The sequence below is a fragment of the Streptomyces sp. NPDC059897 genome (genome assembly GCF_042730865.1).
Classification (GTDB): domain Bacteria; phylum Actinomycetota; class Actinomycetes; order Streptomycetales; family Streptomycetaceae; genus Streptomyces.
The window spans coordinates 1-20,951 of the sequence record NZ_JBHWKQ010000006.1 but is presented as its reverse complement, the minus strand read 5'-3'; the positions used below and the strand labels follow the sequence as shown (position 1 = coordinate 20,951).

The window sequence follows — 20,951 nt, the reverse complement described above, 5'->3', positions numbered from 1 at the left end:
CGTCACGCCGCTACCCGGAAAGCCCGGATCCGAACACGACCCGGGTGTCGACGGCCGGTTACAGCCGGTGGGTGGCAGTGGTGAAGCGGGCCAGGGTGTCGGGGAGCGGGTCGATGCCGATGCCGGGGCCCGAGGGCACCGTGAGGCAGCCGTCCTTGTCGAGCACGAACGGCTCGGTGATGTCCTCCGCGTAGTAGCGGCTGGAGGCCGAGGTGTCTCCGGGCAGGGTGAAGCCGGGAAGTGCGGCGAGGGCCAGGTTGGGGGCGCGGCCGATGCCGGTCTCCAGCATGCCGCCGCACCACACCGGCACACCGTTGGCGACCGCCACGTCGTGGATGCGGCGGGCCTCCAGGTAGCCGCCGACGCGGGCCGGCTTGACGTTGATGATCCGGCAGGCCTCCATGGCGATGGCCGTGGCGGCGTCCCGCGCGCTGTGGATCGACTCGTCGAGGCAGACCGGGGTGTTGATGCGTTCCTGGAGGCGGGCGTGGGCGCGCAGGTCGTTCTCGGTGAGCGGTTCCTCGATGAGCAGCAGCCCGAACTCGTCCAGTTTCCGCAGGTGTTCGGCGTCGGCGAGGGTGTACGCGGTGTTGGCGTCCACCTGGAGCGGCAGCTCGTCGCCGAAGCGCTCGCGCACGGCGCGCAGCGGCGCCAGGTCCCAGCCGGGCTCGATCTTCAGCTTGATGCGGACATAGCCCTCGGCGAGATATTCCTCGACGTCGTCGAGGAGTTCCGGAATGGAGTTCTTGATGCCGACGGAGACACCGGCGGGCACCCGCTGCCCGGTGGCAGAGCCGAGGTAGGTGGCCAACGGCATGTTGTGGGCGCGCAGTTCGGCGTCGAGCAGCGCCGTCTCCAGGGCCGCCTTCGCCAGTTCGTTGCCCTTGACGGGTTCCATGGCCCGCCCGGCGGCCGCCGCGCGCGGCTCGGGCAGCGCCTGGACGCGCGGCAGCAGGAAGTCACGGATGACGATCTCGGCGCCCGCGATGAACTCGGAGCAGTACAGCGGGTCGGGGTCGCCGGCGAACTCGGACCAGCCCTCGGCCTCGTCGGTGATCACGTGCAGCAGGAAGGCGTCCTTGCTGTCGACGCTGCCGAACGAGGTGCGGAACGGCTTGACCAGCGGAATCGCGATGTGCAGCAGCTCTACGCGTTCGATCTTCATGCCTGGTCCTCCTGGGCGGTGGGAGCGGGGTGAGTCATCAGGTACCAGCCGTCGCGGGACATCGCGGTGGCCCGCAGGCCCTCCGCGTACGCCGCCGTGAAGACGTCGCGCACGGCGTGCCGCCAGCGCAGCGCGGTGTCCGGGTCACTGGCGCGCAGCGCGACGATGTCCTCGGGGACGCGGCACCACAGCCGGCTCGCGTCGCGGGCGGCGAGCGGTCCGCCGTCTGGAGCCTTGGCGGTCACCGCGGCCTCGGCGCGGCCTTCAGCAGGGTCGGTGGCGTTCGGGCCTTCGGCCGTCAGGTCCCACAGGGCGGTGAGGCGGTCGGTCTCGTCGCCGTTGTTGATGCCGTCGTCCATCGGCCCGTAGAAGTCGACCTGGTACTCGCTGGCGACCGCGCCGAGCTTCACCAGGTTGAAGCGGGCGTTCCTGGCGACGAGCGGGTCGAAGGTCCAGCGCATGGTGCGGGCGCCGCGCTCGAGCGCCCAGACCCGCTGGGCCTGCTTGACGGCGTGGCCCGTGCCGCGGTCGGAGACGGCCGCCGCGGCGGCGAGCGAGTACACGTCCCGCTCGGCCGGTGGTCCGAACACCGCGACCGAGGCGCCGACCACGGCGCCGCCCGACCGGGCCGCGTGCACGGCGCCACCGGCGTGGGCGACGCTGTGCAGCACATCGGTGTGGAAGGGCGGCGCGTCGCGGGGCATCTGCCACACGTCGGCGAGGAAGTCGGCGACGGCCCGCAGGCCTGCCACGTCGTCGACGGTCGAGGTCGTCAGATCGTTCATGTCACGAGTCTCGGCGCGCACACCGTGGCGGGGCTTGTGGTGGCGGCCAATCATCGGCGTCTAGCCTGTTGCGATCGGACAATCCCTCGCTCACGCCGTCGGCGAAAGGTTCACCCATGGACACCTGCACACTGGGGAACCTCCTCGACGCGCTCGGCGGCTCCACGCTGCGCCTGCTCAGCGCCCCGCACGGCCGCACCGTTCCCGTCTCCGAGGTGCTGCTGCACGATCCGCACGCCCCGCTGCCGGAGCGGGCGCCGGGCGCGCTGCTCCTCGCCGTCGGCGTACGGGCGGACGAGGCGGGGCCGGTGGTGCGCGACGCGGGGCGAGCCGGGATGGCGGGCGTGGTGGTGCGCGGCGACGGGTCGGGCGCGGCGCCCGACGCCGAGGCGGCGGGCACGGCGCTGCTCGGCACCGACCGGGACGCGGCCTGGCACCAGGTGTTCCAGCTGCTGTCGTCCGTCGTCGGGGCACACGGCGCGCGCACGGCGCCGCTGGGCGAGGACGCGCTGCCCGGCGATCTGTTCGCGCTGGCCAACGCGGTCGCGGCAGCGGTCGGCGGGGCGATCGCCATCGAGGACCTCGGCCGCCAGATCCTCGCGTACTCGACGGTCCCCGGCCAGCCGGTCGACGAGACCAGGCGGCAGGGCATCCTCGGCCGCCAGGTCCCCGGCAGCCCGGAGAACGACGAGGACTACCGCCTCCTGTACGCCGCCGAGGGCCCGCTGACACTGCCCGGGGTGACCGCCGACGAGCTGCCGCGCCTCGCCACCACGGTGCGCGCCGGCGGCGAACTGCTCGGCTCGATATGGGCGGTGGACACGGGGAGCCTGACCGCCGACGCGGAGGACGCGCTGCGCCAGGGCGCCTCGGCCGCCGCGATGCTGCTGCTGCGGGCGCGGGCCGCCGACGAGCTGGCCCGGCACCTCAGCAGTGACCTGCTGCGCCGCCTGCTCGACGGCTCCATCGAACCGGCCTCGGCCGCGCACCGCCTCGGCCTCGCACCCGAGGCACCGGTGCGGGTGGCGGCGTTCGCGCTCGCGGGCGCGGCGACCGCACAGGACGGCGGGCAGGCGGCGCTGCGGCTGCTCGACCTCGTACGCCTCCAGTGCCAGACCCGGTACGGGCAGCACGCCTGTGTCCTGCTCGACGGTGTGGTGTACGCGCTGCTGCCGGTGGTCGGGGCCGCCGACCACGCCGCCGACCGGCATCTGCGGATCGCGGAGGACATCGTGCGGCGCGCGGAGGAGGCGCTGCGGCTCTCCGTGCGGGCCGGGCTCGGGCACGCGGTGCCGGGGGTCGCCGGGGTCCGGGAGTCGCGCGACGACGCCGATCTGGTGCTGCGGGTGCTCGGGGCCGGGGAGGTCGCGGACGCGGGGCAGGTGCGGGCGCAGACCTCGCTGCTGGTGCTCGGCGAGTTCCTGGCCGACCGCAGGGACCAGTCGGCCGGACCCTGGCGGGAGGTCCTCGCGCACGACGCCGAGCACGGCACCGAGTACGCGCGCACGCTCATCTGCTGGCTGGACGCGGGCTGCGACGCCGGCCGCGCGGCGGAGCGCCTCGTCGTGCACCCCAACACCTGCCGCTACCGGCTGCGCAAGGTGCAGCGGCAGCTCGGCATCGACCTGGACGACCCGGACGAACGTCTCGTGCTGTGGGTGCAGTTGCGTACGTTGGCGGGGCTACGGGGCTGAGTCCTGGGACAGCAGCCAGCCACGCAGCCGCTCCTCGCACGCCCGCACCTCCGGCATCGGCACGAACTCCCCTGGCGTGTGCGCGAGTTGGGGGTCGCCGGGCCCGCAGTTCAGCGCGGGCACGCCGAGCGACGCGAAGCGTGCCACGTCGGTCCAGCCGAGCTTCGGCCGCGGTGCGACACCCAGGGCCTTGACCAGGTCGGCCGCCAGGGGCCGGTCGAGCCCCGGCAGCGCGCCCGGCTCGACCTCCGTGATCCGCAGCTCGTACTCGGGGAAGAGCCCGCGCAGGTACGCCTCCGCCTGCTCGGGCGAACGGCTGGGCGCGAAGCGGAGGTTGACGGTGACCACGCACTCGTCGGGCACGACGTTGGACGACACACCGGCGCGTACGGCGACGGCGTTGAGGCCCTCGCGGTACTCCAGGCCGTCGATCGTGATCCGCTCGGGGACGTGCGCGTGCAGCCGGGTGAGGACCTCGCCCGCGAGGTGTGCGGCGTTGCTGCCCATCCAGGCGCGCGCGGTGTGTGCCCGCTGTCCCGGCACGACGATGTCGGCGAGGAGGAAACCCTGACAGCCCGCCTCCACGCCGCCGTCGGAGGGTTCGAGGAGCAACGCCAGGTCACCGTCGAGGAGTTGGAGCCTGCGTGCGGCGATCACGGCGAGGCCGTTGCGGTCGCCGACGGTCTCCTCGCACTCGTAGAACGCGAAGGTGACGTCGCGGTTCAGCGACTCGCGCGCGCTGGACGCCGCGGCGGCCAGCTTCAGGGCTACGGCCACGCCGCCCTTCATGTCGCAGGCGCCGAGCCCGTACAGCCGCTCGCCGTCGCGGCGCGACGGGAGGTTGCCGGCCTCCGGGACGGTGTCGAGGTGTCCGGCGAGGACGACGCGCTCGGGGCGGCCGCGGTCGGTGCGGGCGACGACGGAGTTGCCGACGCGCTCCACCTCCAGGCCCGGCAGCGCGCGCAGCGCCTCCTCAACGGCGTCTGCGAGCGGCCCCTCGGCGCCGCTCTCGGAGGGCATGTCGACCAGTGCCTCGGTGAGGGCGACGACGTCGGCGGCGAGGTCGAGGGGCACGGCTGATCTCCTTCGCGTGTGCGTCGCGGGGGTGTCCGCGGGGATGCGCCCTCCATGCTCGGGCGGCGGGACCGGCAGCGGGTTGTGGTGTCGGCCAACACCCCACGCCGCACTTGTGCCGATCGGCCAATGTGCGGGACCCGCCGGTCCCGAAGGATCCGCACCCTCACCGACACACGTCGTACAGGAGGACCCATGGGCCCTGTGGCCACCCAGCTGTGCCGCCGCAAACCTCTGGACAGCATCGTCGCGGATGCCGAGGGCACGGCGCAGGACGGCCCCCGCCTGCAACGCACCATGGGGCTCGGGCGGCTCACACTGCTCGGGATCAGCTCGGTGCTCGGCACCGGCATCTTCTTCGTCCTCGGCACGAGCGTGCCCACGGCCGGTCCCGGCGTCGTGCTGTCGTTCGTGATCGCGGGCACCGTCGCCGCCCTCGCGGCGCTCTGCTACGTGGAGCTGGCCGGGGCGATCCCGGTGGCGGGCAGCACCTACTCGTACGCGTACGCCTCGCTCGGCGAGGGCATCGCGTACCTCGTCGCCTGGTGTCTGGTCCTGGAGTACGGGGTGGCGGTGTCCACCGTCGCGGTCAGCTGGGGCCAGTACCTCAACGAGGTGTCTGACGCGCTCTTCGGTGTCACGCTGCCCGACGCGATCAGCCAGCCGCCGGGCGCGGGCGGACTGGTGAACATCCCGGCCATCGTGGTGGTCCTCGCGTGCACGGCGCTGCTCGCCCGCGGCACCCGCGAGTCCATCCTGGTGAACTCGATCCTGGTGTGCGTGAAGCTGGGCGTCCTCGTGATGTTCGCCGTGGTGGCACTGACCGCCTTCCAGGCCGACCGCTTCACCGACTTCGCCCCGCACGGCATGGGCGGCATCACGGCTGCCGCCTCCGCGGTCTTCTTCTCGTACGTCGGTTTCGACGCGGTGTCCACGGCGGGCGAGGAGGTCCGCAACCCGCGCCGCACCATCCCGCTGGCCCTCCTCCTCACCCTCTTCGTGGTGACGGCCCTCTACATCCTGGTCGCGGTCGCCGGCATCGGCGCCCAGCCGGAGGGCGCGTTCGCGCGGCAGGAGGCGGCCGGTGAGGCGGTACTGGCATCGATCCTCACATCGGTCACCGGCTCGGGAACGGCCGCCCTCGTCCTCTCCGCCGGCGCGGTCGTCTCCATCTTCAGCGTCGTCCTGGTCACCCTCTACGGGCAGACCCGCATCCTGTTCTCGATGGCGCGGGACGGCCTGGTCCCGCAGGTCTTCCGCCGGGTGGACCGCAAGCGGCACACCCCCGCGGCCAACTCGTGGATCGTGGGTGTCGCGGTCGCGGCCCTCGCCGGCTTCGTCCCGCTCCAGGAGCTGGCCGACCTGACCAGCATGGGCACGCTGATCGCCTTCGTGGCGGTGGCCGCGGCGGTGATGGTGCTGCGCCGCATCGCCCCCGACGCACCCCGCCCCTTCCGCGTCCCCCTCTACCCGGCGATCCCGATCCTCACCGCCGCCGCCTGCTTCTACCTGGCGTACCAACTGCCGGGCTTGACCTGGACGTTGTTCCTGGGATGGCTGGTTCTGGCGGCGGCGCTGTACCTGGGGTTCGGGCGGCGGAGGTCGGCGTTGCGGGAGGACGGCGGGCGGGAGGCGGAGACGGCGGGGGTGAGCTGACCGGTCAGCGGGTCTGGAGGTCGGCCAGCGCGTGTGCCACGTCCGCCGACGCCGGGTAGAGCTCGCGGTACAACGCGTACAGCTCGTCGTAGCGGGCGGTCACCTCGGGGCGCGGGTCGAGGCGTTCGGCGACGGGGTTCCAGTCGTCGATGCGGGCGTCGTCCGTGACGAGCTGTGCGGCCAGCAGCGCGCCCCCGTAGGAGGCACCGACGGACGTCGTCCGTACCTCCTGCGTGCGGCCGGTGACGTCGGAGACGATCTGGGTCCACAGCCGCCCCTGCGTGCCGCCGCCGACGGCGACGACGCGGCGGATGTCTCCCCCGGCCGCCTCCAGTGCCTCGATGTTGTGCCGCACGCCGAAGGCGGTGGCCTCCAGGGCGGCCCGGTACAGGTCGCCGCGGGTGTGGCCGAGGGTCAGGCCCGCGATGACACCACGGGCTCGCGGGTCGTCGACGGGGGTGCGCTCCCCGGCGAAGTACGGCAGCATCAGCAGGCCGTTGGCGCCGGGCCCCGACTTCTCGGCGAGGCCGAGGAGTTCGGGGTAGTCGACGTCGCCGAACAGGTCGCGCAGCCAGCCGGTGACGGCTCCGGAGGTGGCCATGCCGCCCGCGAGGTTGCGGGTGTCGGGCAGGGCGCCGACCGTGCTCCACAGCGCGGGGTCGCGCAGCAGGTCGGGCACGGTGTGCACGAGGAACATGGTCGTGCCGTACATGAGCATCAGGTCACCGACGCCGTGCGCCCCGACGCTGAGCGCCTCGGCCCAGGCGTCGACGGTGCCGGTGGTGACCGGGATGCCTTCGGGCAGGCCGGTGGCGCGGGCGGCCTCGGCGGTGACGGTGCCGGCGGCCTCGCCGGACCAGCGCAGCGGCGGGAGTTCGATGCCGGGCGCGATCCGCTCGGCCCACGGCGCGTACCAGTCGCGGGCCAGGGTGTCGTAGAGCGGGGTGCACTGGCTTGCGGAGTGGTGGTCGAGGACATAGGCGCCGGTGAGCTTGCGGGCCAGCCACGAACTGGGCATGTAGAGGCGGCGGGCGCGGGCGAACAGTTCCGGTTCCTCGTCGGCGACCCACGCCACCTTGGCACCGGCCGCCTGGGATGTGAGCCGCGAGCCGCACCGGCGGGTGATCTCGTCAGCCCCCAACTCCCGCTCCAGGCACTCGATCTGGGCGACGGGGCGGGTGTCGACGCCGTACAGGATGGCGGGCCGCAGTGGTGTGTCGGCGGCGTCGGCGAGCAGCACGCAGGGGCCCATGCCGCTGACGCCGACGGCGACGAGATCCGTGTCGAGCGCCGACGTCAGCTCATGGGCGAGGGAGACGAACTCGTCCCACCACACTTCCCCCGGCATCTCCACGTGCCCCGGGGCCGGGCGGTCGACGGCGTGCTCGCGGACGGCGGTGTGCAGGACGGTGCCGTCGAGGGCGACGAGGATGCCCTTGCTGCTGGACGTGCCGATGTCGACGCCGATGACCGCGGACTGGGGCATGGGGAGCCTCCCTTTCTGGAACCGGAACCGACCCCCGCCCCTCAGGCGGACCGCAGGCCGAGGGCCGGGGCGAGTTCCCGCAGCGCGGGCAGGGGGTCGGCGGAGGGGTCGTCGCCGAGGACCTGCACGACGACCTGGTCGGCGCCCGCGTCCAGGTGTGCCTGTACGCGCGCGGCGACCGTCTCCGCGTCACCCATGGCCACCATGGCCTCGGCCAGCTTGTCCGAGCCTCCGACGACCACGTCGGACTCGTCGAAGCCCTGACGCAGCCAGGAATTGCGGTAGTTGGGCAGCTGCGAGTACATGTGCAGGTGCTGGTGCGCACGCCGCAGGGCGGTCTCCCGGTCCGTGGTGAGCGCGACGCCCTGCTCGCTGACCACCCACTTGTCGGGGCCCAACTGGTCGCGGGTGTACGCGGTCTGTTCCGGTGTCACCAGGTACGGGTGCGCCCCGTCGGCGGCCTTGCCGGACAGGTCGATCATCTTCGGGCCCAGGGCGGCGAGGAGCCGTGCCGGGCGCTGCCCGTCCGGCTCGACCGCGTCCGGTACCGCGTCCATGGTCCGCAGGTACTCCCGCATGGTCGCCAGCGGCTTGCTGTAGGAACCGGCGTAGCTGTGCTCGACCAGTGGGGCGTGGCTGACGCCGAGGCCGAGCACGAACCGGCCCGGGTGCAGCGCGCCGAGCGTACGGGCGCCCGCCTCGCTCGCCGGGGCGCTGCGGGCGTGGATGTTGGCGATGCCGGTGCCGACCACCAGGCGTTCGGTGCCGCCGAGCAGGGCGGCGGCCTGCGTGAAGGTCTCCTTGCCTCCGGCCTCGCCGTAGAACAGCGAGGCATAGCCGAGGTTCTCGATCTCACGGGCTCGGGCGACGACGTCGTTGATCGGCCACCGGTCACTGGTCCACCAGACGCCGACACGAGAACTGAAATTGATGTTGGCCATGCCTCCGAGGCTACCCACACCTCCCTCAGTGCGAGTCGCGCGGCACGGCGCTGCCGCGGCACCCGCGCAGGAAGTCGAAGTCGGCGCCCCGGTCGGCGCCCTCGACGTGCTGCGTGTAGAGCCACGCGTAGCCGCTGGTGTGGCGCAGCTCGGGTGCCTGCCAGGCCGCGCGGCGGCGTGCCAGTTCCGCCTCGTCGACCTCCAGGTGCAGCGAGCGCTTCGGGACGTCCAGGGTGATGGTGTCCCCGTCGCGTACGAGGGCGAGCGGGCCGCCGACCGCCGCTTCCGGTGCCACGTGGAGGACGACCGTGCCGTATCCCGTGCCGCTCATCCGGCCGTCGCAGACACGCACCATGTCGGTGACGCCGGCCTTCAGGAGCTTGGTGGGCAGCGGGACGTTCGAGACCTCGGGCATGCCGGGGTAGCCCTTCGGGCCCGCGCCCCGGATGACGAGCACGGTGTTCTCGTCGACGTCCAGGTCCGGGTCGTCGCACACCGCGTGGTAGACCTCCGGGGAGTCGAAGACGCGGGCGACGCCGGTGTGTGTGAGGAGGTGCGGCGAGGCCGCGGACTGCTTGATGACCGCGCCGTCGGGGCAGAGATTGCCGCGCAGGACCGCCGTCCCGGTGCCGGCGGGCTGGAACGGGTCGACCACTCCCGTGATCACCTCGTCGCCGATGCGCTCCGCGTCCGCCACGTTCTCGGCGATGCTGCGCCCGGTGACGGTGAGCTGCTCGCCGTCCAGGAGTCCGGCGCGTACCAGCTCGTGGTGGACGGCCGGGAGCCCGCCCGCGTAGCAGAAGTCCTCCATGAGGTACTTTCCGGACGGCATGAGGTTGAGCAACGTCGGTACGTCGCGGGCGAGTTGGTCGAAGTCCTCGGTGTCGAGGCGGACGCCGACCCGGCCCGCGAGTGCCGTCAGGTGGATGATGGCGTTGGTGGAGCCGCCGATCGCCGCGTTCGTGCGGATCGCGTTCTCGAAGGCCTCGCGGGTGAGGATGCGGGAGGGGCGCAGGTCCTCCTCCACCATGTCCACGATGCGGCGGCCCGCCGCCTGCCCGGTCTCGTAGCGGCGCATGTCGACCGCGGGCCAGGTCGCGGAGCCCGGCAGCTGCATGCCGAGGGTCTCCGCCATGCACGCCATGGTGGACGCCGTGCCCATGGTCATGCAGTGGCCGTTCGAGCGGGCCATGCACCCCTCGGCGAAGAAGCACTCCTCCTCGGTCATCCGCCCGGCCTTGACCTCGGCCTCCATCTGCCAGACCGCCGTGCCCGAACCGACGTCCCGGCCCTGGAACTTGCCGTTGAGCATCGGCCCGCCGGTCACCATCACGGCCGGCAGGTCGACACTCGCGGCGCCCATCAGCATGGCGGGGGTCGTCTTGTCGCAGCCGGAGAGAAGGACCACGCCGTCGAGCGGGTTGGCGCGGATCAGCTCCTCGACCTCCATGGCCATGAGGTTGCGGTACAGCATGGCCGTGGGCCGCATCAGTGTCTCGCCGGTGGCCATGGTGGGGAATTCCAGCGGGAAGCCGCCGGCCTGCCACACCCCGCGCTTCACCGCCTCGGCGACACGGGTCAAGTGGGCGTTGCAGGGGGCGAGTTCGGAGGCGGACACGGCGATGCCGATGACCGGCCGCCCGTCGAACACCTCGGGCCCGAAGCCCTGGTTGCGCATCCACGACCGGTACAGCATGCCGCCGCGTCCTGCGGCACCGAACCAGGCCTGGCTGCGCCGGGCCGCGTGACCATCCGTCATGTATTCCACTCCTGTACGTACGTTGGGGTATTCAGCCGAACAGGTCCGTGAGCTGCTGCCGCACCGTCAGCACGGACAGCACACCGAAGAGCACCACCGCCCACACCAGGGCGGCCACGCGAATGCCGCGCACCTTCAGGGGGCTGGGCAGCGCGGTGCGGTTCATGACGAGGAGCAGGATCGAGTACACGAACATCATCAGCCCCGACACGCACGCCGAGATGACGAGCAGTACGAGCGGCTGGTCGAGGCCGGAGAGCAGCACGATCGCGCCGATGGCGACGACGGCCCACACCAGGCGCGCGTACATGCGTGACTCGCTGACCCGGCTCCCGCGCAGATAGGTCGACTTGAGGACGTCGGCCGCCATCCTGCTGGTGTAGTCGATGATGCCGGTGGCGGCGCTGAACAGGGAGAACGCGCCGACCAGCCAGAAGAAGACGCCGAACCAGTCGCCGACGCGCTCCTGGAGGACCTGCCCCTCCTTCTCGATGAACGCGACGTTGTTCTCCAGGCCGCCGGTACCGAACAGCGTCGAGTGCGCCAGCAGCGAAGACATCACGATCGTCACGACGGTGACGAGGACGAAGGTGAGGGCCTGCTCGACGTTGGCGAAGCGCCACCAGCGGCGCCAGCGGGCCATGTTCGTCTCGTTGAGCTCGAAGACGTAGCCGACGACGGGGCCCGCGGCCTCCTCCTTGCCGGTGACCGGGCTGACCAGGCGGGGCACGTAGTGGCCCATGCCGAAGCCCTTGTCGCGGATCCAGTTGCTCTGCACGAGGTTCTGGCCGCCGCCCGCGCCCGCGTAGGCGAGGGCGCCCATGAGGACGGCAACGCCGAGCTCGGAGGGGAACGTCGCGTCGGTGACGGCCTTCGGCAGGTCGCCCACCGTGGTGGCGGTGACCGCGAGGATCAGGGCGAGGACGAAGAAGCCGCCGATGACGAGGATCTTGACGCCCAGCAGCTTCTCCAGCGCGTTGTAGACGACGGGCGCGAGGGTGAGGATCAGGCCGATGAGGACGAGGAGTCCGATGCCGATGTAGGCGGGTTTCCCGCCGAAGACGTAGCTGAGCATGGTCGCCGAGCTGGTGGCCCAGCCGGGCCAGAGGTTGGCCGCGTAGGTGAACACCACCATGACCAGGCCCCAGTGCCGCCAGTAGCGGTTGAAGCCGGTCACGGCGGTCTCGCCGGTGGCGAGGGTGTACCGCTCGATCTCCATGTTGAGGAACCACTGGGTGACGACACCCACCACGGCGCCCCAGAGGAACACCAGGCCGGCCTGTGTGGCGATGTAGGGCCAGAGGATGAACTCGCCCGAGGACACCCCGACCCCGGCGGCCACGACGCCGGGCCCGATGATGCGCCAGGTCTTCGCGGGCGGTGCGGGCAGTTCCCGTACGGCGGGTGGCGGGAGGAGCTTGGTGCGCAGGGGGAAGGGGGCGGGCGTCGGGGAGGGGGAGTTTCCGGTCTCGGTCATCTGGTGCGTCTCCGGGGGCCGTTGGGGCGGAAGTGGAGCGCTTTGCGAGGCCCCGCAATCATCGGATGATTCACGGAGATCGTCCAGAGGGTGCGCACGAAGAACGCCCCGGGCCTGGTGGCCCGGGGCGTTGTGGCGGTGTGCTTCTCAGACTCCGGCGTTCTCCTTGGCCTGCGCCGCGCCCGCCTTCGCCTTGCCGCGCGGCGCCCACCCGGCCAGCCACGGCAGGACGAGCGCGAGCACACCGAGGGCGGCCCACGCGCCGCCGACGGCCCAGGCGGCACCGGCCGACAGCAGGACGGGCACGAAGGTCACGGTGGCCGTCTCGACGGGCGCGACGGGAATGTACGCGACGCCGAACTCCTCCAGCGTGCCGCTCTTGAGCTTCGGGTCGACCATGCGCAGCAGGGCGATCGCGGTCGCGGCGGCGCCGGTCGTCCAGCCCCAGGTCACGAGGCCCTTCTCGAACCAGTTGCCCTCGAAGAGGCGCGGCGCGACGACCAGGAACAGGAAGAGCACGAGGGCGAGGCCGACGGCGAACATCAGCGCCAGCGGCAGCCAGAAGTCGGCGACGAAGCTGGGCACGATGGAGGCGATGCCGCAGGTGATGAGGACGTCGGTGGCGGTGCCCGAGAGCGACTTGAGCGATTCGCCGTCGACGTAGTTCCAGGCCTTGGTGCGGGCCACGACGGCGCGCAGGATGAGGCCGAGGATGAAGGCCAGCGCGAAGACCGGGAGCATCAGCGAGGGGAACATCCCGGTGATCCACTCGGAGACACCGTACGCGGCGGCGGCGAGCGCCGCGATCACCGCGATCTGGAAGCCGAGCGGTTCGATGGACGCCGGCGAGGTGGTGGCACGGCCCGTGGGGTGGCGCTCCTCGTCCTTGCTCACGAGGCCGGTGCGCAGCTCCTCGGGGAGCGTCTCGAAGCGGCCGACGCTGCTGGTGTGTCCGCGCCGCGCGCCCCAGTTGCACAGGATGATGCCGCCGACGACGCCGACGAGCATGCCCACGGTGGCCGAGGTGAAGCCGAGCGAGCTGGCGCCCTCCCAGCCGTTCGCCTCGAAGGCCGTGCCGAGCGCGGCCGCCGTGCCGAAGCCGCCGGCCCAGCCCGCGAAGAGCAGCGCGCCGAACGCGTCGGGCACGTCCCACACCGGCTGGAGCAGCACCAGGCCGAGCACCACCCCGATGCCCACCTGAAGCGCGTACGCGGCGACACCGTACGAACCGAAGGAGCCGGCCGCCTTGCCGAAGCCCTTGAGGCCGAGGCCGTCGGTGAGGGCGAGGCAGGCGAACACGACGACGATGAGTACGGACGCGTAGGTGCCGAGCTGGTCGGAGAACGGCAGCAGGCCCGCCCCTTCGGGACCCAGCGCGAGGCCGAGGAAGCCCGCCATGACACTGGACGGCAGCATCAGCCGCTGGAACAGCCGGACGTGGGCCCGCAGCAGCGTGCCGACGAGGAGCAGCGCGGCTATGAGACCGGCGTCGCTGAGCAGCGACCAGGGTGAGTAGGACACAGAGACTCCGGGGTGGGGCAGGCACCTCTGTCAGTGCGTGACGTGCGGGTGATCCGGAGCTTTCTATCAGTAAAGAAACAGCAAAGGGAAACCCGTGCCCGGTGGCCCCTCACCCCCCGCACACCCGAGGGCGGTGCCCCTGACCTCCAGTGACACCGCCCGCAGCCGTCAACCGCCGTGCTACATCACGGCGTTGAGCACCATGACCCCACCGAGGCCCAGCACCGCCAGCACCGTCGTATAGCTGGTCCGCGCCTTGATCGCGTCGAGGACCGACAGGTTGAAGTACTCCTTGAACATCCAGAAGCCCGGGTCGTTGACGTGCGAGAACGCGATCGAGCCGCAGGACACGGCGAGCACCATCAGCTCCGGGGACGAACCGCTGCCGGCCACCATCGGCGCCACGATGCCCGCGGCCGTGGACACCGCGACCGTGGCCGAGCCGAGGGCGATGCGCAGGATCGCCGCGATCAGCCAGGCGAGGAGCAGCGGGGAGATCGACCAGTGCTCGGTGGTGTCCTTGATGTAGTCCGAGATGCCGCCCTCGACGAGGACGTTCTTGTACGCGCCGCCCGCCGCGATCACCAGCATGATCATGGCCATGGACTTGGCGGCGTCGCCGCAGGAGGTGGCGATGTCCTTCAGGGAGCGGCCGACGCGCGGCCCGAAGACGTAGATGGCGAGCAGCAGGGTCAGCAGCAGCGCGAACTCGGGGGAACCGACGAACTTGATGACACCCATGCCCGGGGCGTGGTCGTCGAGGGACATCTCGGCGATGGCCGCGCCGGCGATGAGGACGACCGGGAGCAGGGCGACCGCGAGCGACCAGCCGAGGGCCGGCATCTCGTCCTCGTCGAAGACGCGCTCGGTGACGAGGCCGGTGGGTATCGAGGGGTTCATCCGGCGGACGAACGGCAGCCGGGGCCAGACCAGGGCGATGAGGGCGCCGGCCGGGACGGCGATGAACAGGCCGACGAAGAGTGTCTGGCCGACGGAGGCGTCGAACATCTCGGCCACGGCCGTCGGGCCGGGGTGCGGCGGCAGGAAGCTGTGCATCGTGGAGAGCGCGATGGACATCGGCAGGCCGATCCACAGCAGGTTCTGCCGGGTGACACGGACCAGGGTGAAGGCCACCGGGACGATGATGACGAAAGCCACCTCGTAGAACATGGTGACACCGATGAGCATGGCGGTGACGACCATCGCCACCTGCACCCAGCGGTCGCCGAAGGCCTTGGTCAGCTTGGTGGCGATGCGCTGGGCGGCTCCCGCGTCGCCCATCACACGGCCGACCATGGCTCCCAGGCCGATCACCGGCAGGGTGCCGGAGAGTTGGTCACCGATGCCGGTCTCCAGGACATCGGAGATCTCCGGCAGGCTGATGCCCTGGACGATCGCGACGACGACCGCGACGAGCAGCAGGGCGATGAAGCCGTTGAGCCTCACCTTGGTCATCAGGAACAGCAGCGCCACAACACTGAGCGCGACGACGAGCATTGGCATGATCACTTCTCCTTCGAAGTGACGGAGGTGCACGTTCGGAAGTCAGGGCATGCGAGGGCTCGGTGCGGCGTCGTCCGAGCGGGACACGACGCCGCAACGGCGGTCGGAAGGGGAAGGGGGTCAGCGCACCAGCGCGGGGCGCTTGGCGTCGAAGGTCCAGCCGGGGACCAGGTACTGCATGCCGGCGGCGTCGTCGCGGCTGCCGAGGCCGAGGGAGAGGTAGCGCTGGTGGGCCGCCTCGACCTGTTCCATGTCCAGCTCGACGCCCAGTCCCGGCCGTTCCGGAAGCGCGATGGCGCCGCCCTTGATGGGCAGCGGCTCGTGGGTGAGGCGCTGGCCGTCCTGCCAGATCCAGTGGGTGTCGATGGCGGTGATGTCACCGGGCGCCGCGGCGGCGACGTGCGTGAACATCGCGAGCGACACATCGAAGTGGTTGTTGGAGTGCGATCCCCAGGTCAGGCCCCAGGCGTCGCAAAGCTGGGCGACGCGCACCGAACCGTTCATGGTCCAGAAGTGCGGGTCCGCAAGGGGGATGTCGACGGCGTCGGCCTTGATGGCGTGCCCCAGCTGCCGCCAGTCGGTGGCGATCATGTTGGTGGCGGTCTTGAGGCCGGTGGCGCGGCGGAACTCGGCCATCACCTCACGGCCGGAGTAGCCGCCCTCGGCGCCGCAGGGGTCCTCGGCGTACGCGAGGACGTCGCGAAGCGAGCGGCCGATGTCGATGGCGTCGTCGAGCAGCCAGCCGCCGTTGGGGTCGAGGGTGATGCGGGCCTCGGGGAACCGCTCGGCGAGGGCGGTGACGGCCTCGGCCTCGGCGCGCCCGTCGAGCACACCGCCCTTGAGCTTGAAGTCCTGGAACCCGTACCGCTCCTGGGCCGCCTCGGCGAGCGCGACGACCGCCTCGGGGGTGAGCGCCTCCTCGCTGCGCAGCCGCTCCCAGGCGTCCTTGGCGTCGGACTCGTCACGGTACGGGAGGTCGGTGCGGCGGCGGTCGCCGACATAGAAGAGATAGCCGAGCACGGGCACGGAGGTGCGCTGCACGCCCTCGCCGAGGAGCGCCGCGACCGGCACGTTCAGGTACTGGCCGAGCAGGTCGAGCAGCGCGGCCTCGACGGCGGTGACCGCGTGCACGGTGATCCGCAGGTCGAAGGTCTGCGCGCCGCGCCCGCCCGCGTCCCGGTCGCCGAAGCGCTCACGTATCGCGCGCAGCACCGCCTGCGGGTCGCCGACGGGCTGCCCGACGACCAGGTCGGCGGCCTCCTCGAGGGTGCCGCGGATGGGCTCGCCGCCGGGCACCTCGCCGACGCCGGTGCGGCCGTCGGAGTCGGTGAGGATCACCAGGTTGCGGGTGAAGTACGGGGCATGGGCGCCGCTCAGGTTCAGCAGCATGCTGTCCTGGCCTGCGACCGGGACGACCCGCATCGAGGCGACGACGGGGGTGGCGGCGGGGGGAACGGCCTTGGTGCTCATGGACGGTGACACCTTTCGCGTGCGGCTCGCAGGCGGATGAGGGACCTACGGAAGGGGGTGGTGCATGGGTCGTGCGATGAGCGTGCTCAGAGGCTTCAGAGGCTGATGCCCTTGATCAGGGCGCTGAGTGCGTCCAGCTCCGCCGGTTCGAGGTCGGTCAGCGGCGGCCGGACCGGGCCCGCGGGGTGGCCGGTGGCGGCGAGTCCCGCCTTGACGATGCTGACCGCGTAGCCGCTCTTGCGGTTGCGGATCTCGGTGTACGGCAGGACGAACTCGTCGAGCCTGCGCAGTACTTCGTCGTGGCGGCGGGCGCGGACGTCCGCGTAGAAGGAGAGCGCGAACTCGGGGACGAAGTTGAAGATGGCCGACGAGTAGGTGGTGACACCGAGTTCGAGGTACGGCAGGGCGAACATCTCGGCGGTCGGCAGGCCGCCGATGTAGGTGAGCCGGTCGCCGAGCTTGGTGTAGATGCGGGTCATGGCGTCGATGTCTCCGACGCCGTCCTTGTAGCCGATCAGGTTCGGGCAGCGTTCGGCGACGCGGGCCACGGTGTCGGCGCTGTACACGGCGTTGGCGCGGCTGTAGATGATGACACCGAGGTTCGTCGCCCGGCAGACCGCCTCGACGTGTGCGGCGAGTCCGTCCTGCGGGGCCTCGGTGAGGTAGGGCGGGAAGAGCAGGATGCCGTCGGCTCCCGCGCGCTCGGCCGCCCTGGCCATCTCGACGGCGGTGGCGGTGCCGTAGCCGGCCGGGGCCAGGATCGGGGTGCCCTCGGGCGCGGCGGCCACGGCGGCGGCGACGACACGCTCGACCTCGGCGACGGTCAGCGAGAAGAACTCGCCGGTGCCGCCGGCCGCGAAGAGCCCGGCGACCTCGTACGCCCCGAGGCGGCCGACGTGTTCCCGGTAGGCCTCCTCGTCGAAGTCGAAGGACGAGGGGTGGTCCGCGTCCCGGAAGTGGGTCACGGGGAAGGACAACAGGCCCGAGCCGAGTCGTCGGCCGAGGTCGGCAGGCGTGTAGGCGGTCATAGCGGTGGTGCTCCCGAACTGAGGTGTGCGACAGACATACCGGAGGCGGGCCAACTCCCGTATGGCCCGCGTCACTGGTCTGGCGTGACGCTATGAGCTGCCGCTCATGCACGTCCAACACCGATTTCGCATCTTGCGATGCGCGTTGAGCATCGTCAGGCGATCTTCACCGGGGACACACAGGGAGCGAAACGTTTGCGTTTCGATGATGGGAGGGCGTACCTTCTAACGGTACGAAACCGTTTCGGTTCGCTTATCCGCGCACGACACACCGCGAGCGGATCCGCGCACCACCGTCAGGCAAGGAACCCATGGGGCTGCCCGAACCCCTCACGCGCAGAAAGCGGCGCACCCGGCTCACCCCCGAGCGGGAGCGCGAGCTCTTCGGACGCACCCTCGACCTCGTGCGCGACGTCGGCTACGAGACGATGACGCTCGACGCCGTCGCCGCGCAGTCGCGGTGCAGCAAGGCCACGCTCTACCGGCAGTGGGGCAGCAAGCCGCGCCTGGTGTCCGAGGCACTGCGCGAGATGCGGCCGTTCTCCCTCGACGACCTCGACACCGGGTCCCTGAGGGGCGATCTGCACGCGCTCGCGGAGCGGATCGGCGAGGCCCGCAAGGACCTCGACCTCGTCCGCGGCATCTCGCTGGCCATCCGCAAGGACGCGGAGCTCGCGGACGCCGTGCACGAGGCGCTCGTCCAGCCCGAGCTCGACCTGTTCGAGACGATCCTGGCGCGGGCCGCGGAGCGCGGCGAGATCGACCGCTCCGCACCCGCCTGCGGATTCCTTCCGCACATGTTCCTCGGCTCCGTCTTCTCCCGGCCGCTCCTCGAGCGGCGGGCGGCCGACACCGAATATCTCCAGCGCTACGTGGACACCGTCGTCCTCCCCTTGCTGCTGCACGCCTGACCGCCTCCGGCCCCTCCCGGCCTCCGGCTCCGACAGACCTCGAAGGACCACGCAATGCCCACCCCGCTCGACGCGCGCGAGCGTCCGGCCGCGGCCTCGTCCGCACAGCCGCCGGGCGCCCCGGCCGCGCACCACGTGCCCCACCGCTGGTGGGTCCTGGCCGTCATCGGCCTCGCCCAGCTGATGGTGGTGCTCGACGCCACCATCGTGAACATCGCCCTGCCGTCCGCCCAGGCGGACCTCGGCTTCTCCGACGACGGCCGCCAGTGGGTCGTCACCGCGTACTCGCTCGCCTTCGGCAGCCTCCTGCTGCTCGGCGGCAAGCTGTCCGACCTCTTCGGGCGCAAGACGACGCTGATCATCGGCCTCATAGGGTTCGCGGGCTCGTCCGCCCTCGCCGGTGCCGCCACCGGCTTCTCCATGCTCGTCGTGGGCCGCGCCCTGCAAGGTGTGTTCGGTGCGCTCCTCGCGCCGACCGCGATGGCGCTGCTGACGACGACCTTCACCGAGCCGAAGGAGCGCGCACGCGCGTTCGGCATCTTCGGTGCGATCGCCGGTTCCGGCGGTGCCATCGGCATGCTGCTCGGCGGCTTCCTCACCGAGCACCTCGACTGGCGCTGGACGCTCTACGTCAACCTCGTCATCGCCGCGGTCGCGGTCGTCGGCGCGGTGATCTTCGTCCGCAAGCCCGCGCCCGGCCCGCGCCCCAAGCTCGACCTGCTGGGCACGCTGCTCGTCGCGGCGGGCCTGTTCAGCATCGTCTTCGGCTTCTCCAACGCCGAGACGCACAGCTGGGGCAACTGGATGTGCTGGGTCTTCCTGGCCGCCGGTGTCGTCCTGCTCGCGCTCTTCATCTTCTGGCAGACGCGGGCCAAGCACCCGCTGCTGCCGCTGCGCGTCCTGGCCGACCGCAACCGCGCCGCGTCCTACGTGAGCGTGTTCATCACCGGCGCCGGCATGTTCGGGATCTTCCTGTTCCTGACGTACTACCTGCAGCTCATCCTCGGCAAGAGCCCGATGGAGACGGGCGTCGCGTTCCTGCCGATGATCCTGTCGCTGATGGTGACGGCGCAGATCGCCACCGTGGCGCTGGTGCCGAAGCTCGGCCCCAAGCCGGTCGTCCCGGTCGGCATGGGTCTCACCGCCGGTGGCCTCGTCTGGCTCACCGCGCTCGACGTGACCAGCAGCTACGCCTCGCACGTGCTGCCGCCGCTGATCATGATCGGTGTCGGTATCGGTCTCGTGATGCCGCCCGCGATGAGCCTCGCCACCCTCGGCGTCGACCCGAAGGACCAGGGCGTCGCCGCCGCGACCGTGAACACCATGCAGCAGGTCGGCGGTTCGATCGGTACCGCGCTGTTCAGCACCATGGCCGCGACGGCCGCGTCGAACTACATCGCCGACCACGGTGCCTCGAAGGCCGCCCAGGCCGAGGCCGCCGTGCACAGCTACGCGACCGCGTACTGGTGGGCCGCCGGGTTCTTCGTGGCCGGTCTCGTCGTCTCGGTGCTGCTGTACCGCGCGGGCCGTCCGCTGGCGCACTCTCAGCAGAAGGTCGAGTCCACGTCCGAGGCGGCCGAGACCGTCGAGGCCGCGGGCGAGGCGGTGGCCGCAGCCGCGCCCGTCACTCCCGTCGCCACCGCTCCGGCGGTGGAGGGTCCGGGCGTGCACGGCCGGATCCTCGACGGGCAGGGTGCTCCCCTGTCCGGCGCCGTCGTCACCCTCATCGACCGGGGCGGCGCCCAGATCGGGCGCGGCGCCGCGGCTTCCGACGGCAGCTACGCGGTGTCGGCCCCATCCGGCGACGGCGAGGGCTACGTCCTCGTCGGCTCGGCGCCCGGCCGTGACCCGCGGGTCGCCACTCTGGCGCTGCGCGCGGACGGTCCGGTCAGCTTCGACCTCGTCCTCAGCGGCGACGGCGGCCTCTACGGCACCGTGCGCTCCGAGGCCGACTCGGCGCCCGTGATCGGCGCGCTCGTCATCACGACCGACGAGCGCGGCGAGACCGTCGGCTCGGCGCTCACCGACACGGACGGCGGCTACTCGCTGCCGCAGCTGCCGCCCGGCGCGTACACGTTCACCGCCAGCGCGGAGGGCTTCCAGCCGTACGCGGGCCAGGCCCAGGTCGCCGGCGGCACCGCCACCCGGCAGGACGCGGTGCTGCGCTCCGCCGCGACCCTGACCGGCACGGTCCGGGGCACCGACGGCGCCCCGGTCAACGACGCCCGCGTCACCCTCCTCGACCAGGCTGGCAACGTGGTCGCGGTGCACACCACCGGCGACGACGGCGCGTACGCCTTCGCCGGCCTGTCCGGCGCCACGTACACGGTGATCGCCAGCGGCTACCCGCCGGTGTCGAAGCCGGTCACGGTGGCGGGCAGCGGCAACCCGGGCGACCTCGACGTCGCGCTCGGCCACGGGGACTGACGGCTCCCACCGGTCGACGGCACACACCGCCGCGGGCGGGGCACTTCGCTGCCC

The 20,951-nt window shown here is 71.8% G+C and carries 15 protein-coding genes; 4 read left to right on the top strand and 11 right to left on the bottom strand.

All coding sequences use genetic code 11. The annotated features are described in order from the left end of the window. Positions 1–58 precede the first annotated feature (58 nt). Together menC and ACFV9W_RS09020 are read right to left on the bottom strand one after the other, a co-directional pair. Positions 59–1,165 carry an o-succinylbenzoate synthase gene (menC, locus tag ACFV9W_RS09025; RefSeq protein ID WP_385757102.1) on the bottom strand — a complete coding sequence of 369 codons (1,107 nt, stop codon included), beginning with the start codon at positions 1,163–1,165 and terminating at the stop codon, positions 59–61. Further along, positions 1,162–1,950, bottom strand: coding sequence for a chorismate synthase (locus tag ACFV9W_RS09020; RefSeq protein ID WP_385757100.1), 789 nt, complete (start codon positions 1,948–1,950; stop codon positions 1,162–1,164). Before ACFV9W_RS09020 ends, menC begins: the two co-directional genes overlap by 4 nt. Before the next feature lie 116 nt (positions 1,951–2,066). Between ACFV9W_RS09020 and ACFV9W_RS09015 the strand changes: the two genes are divergently transcribed. Next, positions 2,067–3,644, top strand: a complete 1,578-nt coding sequence (locus ACFV9W_RS09015; protein WP_385757098.1) for a PucR family transcriptional regulator — start codon at positions 2,067–2,069, stop codon at positions 3,642–3,644. On the opposite strand, the gene dapE is transcribed toward ACFV9W_RS09015, so the two are convergent. Further along, a complete protein-coding gene (gene dapE, locus ACFV9W_RS09010; RefSeq protein ID WP_385757096.1) occupies positions 3,633–4,718 on the bottom strand; it encodes a succinyl-diaminopimelate desuccinylase in 1,086 nt (361 codons plus the stop codon). The genes ACFV9W_RS09015 and dapE overlap by 12 nt on opposite strands. A gap of 195 nt (positions 4,719–4,913) precedes the next feature. Here dapE and ACFV9W_RS09005 point away from each other — a divergent pair, with 195 nt between their 5' ends. After that, positions 4,914–6,374, top strand: a complete 1,461-nt coding sequence (locus ACFV9W_RS09005; protein WP_385757094.1) for an APC family permease — start codon at positions 4,914–4,916, stop codon at positions 6,372–6,374. A gap of 4 nt (positions 6,375–6,378) precedes the next feature. Here the strand turns inward: ACFV9W_RS09005 and ACFV9W_RS09000 are convergent, their stop codons facing one another. The 8 genes from ACFV9W_RS09000 to kdgD form a co-directional block, all read right to left on the bottom strand. Next, positions 6,379–7,860 (bottom strand): FGGY-family carbohydrate kinase, encoded by a 1,482-nt coding sequence (locus tag ACFV9W_RS09000; RefSeq protein WP_385757092.1) that lies wholly within the window; start codon positions 7,858–7,860, stop codon positions 6,379–6,381. 41 nt (positions 7,861–7,901) lie between these two features. Further along, positions 7,902–8,801: an LLM class F420-dependent oxidoreductase gene (locus tag ACFV9W_RS08995; RefSeq protein WP_385757090.1), complete on the bottom strand. Its 900-nt coding sequence runs from the start codon at positions 8,799–8,801 to the stop codon at positions 7,902–7,904. 25 nt (positions 8,802–8,826) lie between these two features. Beyond that, positions 8,827–10,560, bottom strand: coding sequence for an IlvD/Edd family dehydratase (locus ACFV9W_RS08990; RefSeq protein ID WP_385757088.1), 1,734 nt, complete (start codon positions 10,558–10,560; stop codon positions 8,827–8,829). A gap of 31 nt (positions 10,561–10,591) precedes the next feature. Then, a complete protein-coding gene (locus tag ACFV9W_RS08985) occupies positions 10,592–12,037 on the bottom strand; it encodes an Nramp family divalent metal transporter (RefSeq protein WP_385757086.1) in 1,446 nt (481 codons plus the stop codon). Positions 12,038–12,184: 147 nt separating this feature from the next. Beyond that, a complete protein-coding gene (locus ACFV9W_RS08980; protein WP_385757084.1) occupies positions 12,185–13,558 on the bottom strand; it encodes a sodium/glutamate symporter in 1,374 nt (457 codons plus the stop codon). A 180-nt stretch (positions 13,559–13,738) separates the two neighbouring features. Beyond that, positions 13,739–15,061, bottom strand: coding sequence for a gluconate:H+ symporter (locus tag ACFV9W_RS08975; protein WP_385757082.1), 1,323 nt, complete (start codon positions 15,059–15,061; stop codon positions 13,739–13,741). 120 nt (positions 15,062–15,181) lie between these two features. After that, positions 15,182–16,531 carry a glucarate dehydratase gene (gene gudD / locus ACFV9W_RS08970; protein WP_385757080.1) on the bottom strand — a complete coding sequence of 450 codons (1,350 nt, stop codon included), beginning with the start codon at positions 16,529–16,531 and terminating at the stop codon, positions 15,182–15,184. Positions 16,532–16,626: 95 nt separating this feature from the next. Beyond that, positions 16,627–17,559, bottom strand: coding sequence for a 5-dehydro-4-deoxyglucarate dehydratase (kdgD, locus tag ACFV9W_RS08965; protein ID WP_385757078.1), 933 nt, complete (start codon positions 17,557–17,559; stop codon positions 16,627–16,629). Positions 17,560–17,870: 311 nt separating this feature from the next. Between kdgD and ACFV9W_RS08960 the strand changes: the two genes are divergently transcribed. Beyond that, positions 17,871–18,470: a TetR/AcrR family transcriptional regulator C-terminal ligand-binding domain-containing protein gene (locus tag ACFV9W_RS08960; protein WP_385757075.1), complete on the top strand. Its 600-nt coding sequence runs from the start codon at positions 17,871–17,873 to the stop codon at positions 18,468–18,470. A gap of 54 nt (positions 18,471–18,524) precedes the next feature. Beyond that, positions 18,525–20,897, top strand: coding sequence for a DHA2 family efflux MFS transporter permease subunit (locus ACFV9W_RS08955; protein WP_385757073.1), 2,373 nt, complete (start codon positions 18,525–18,527; stop codon positions 20,895–20,897). Positions 20,898–20,951: the final 54 nt, after the last annotated feature.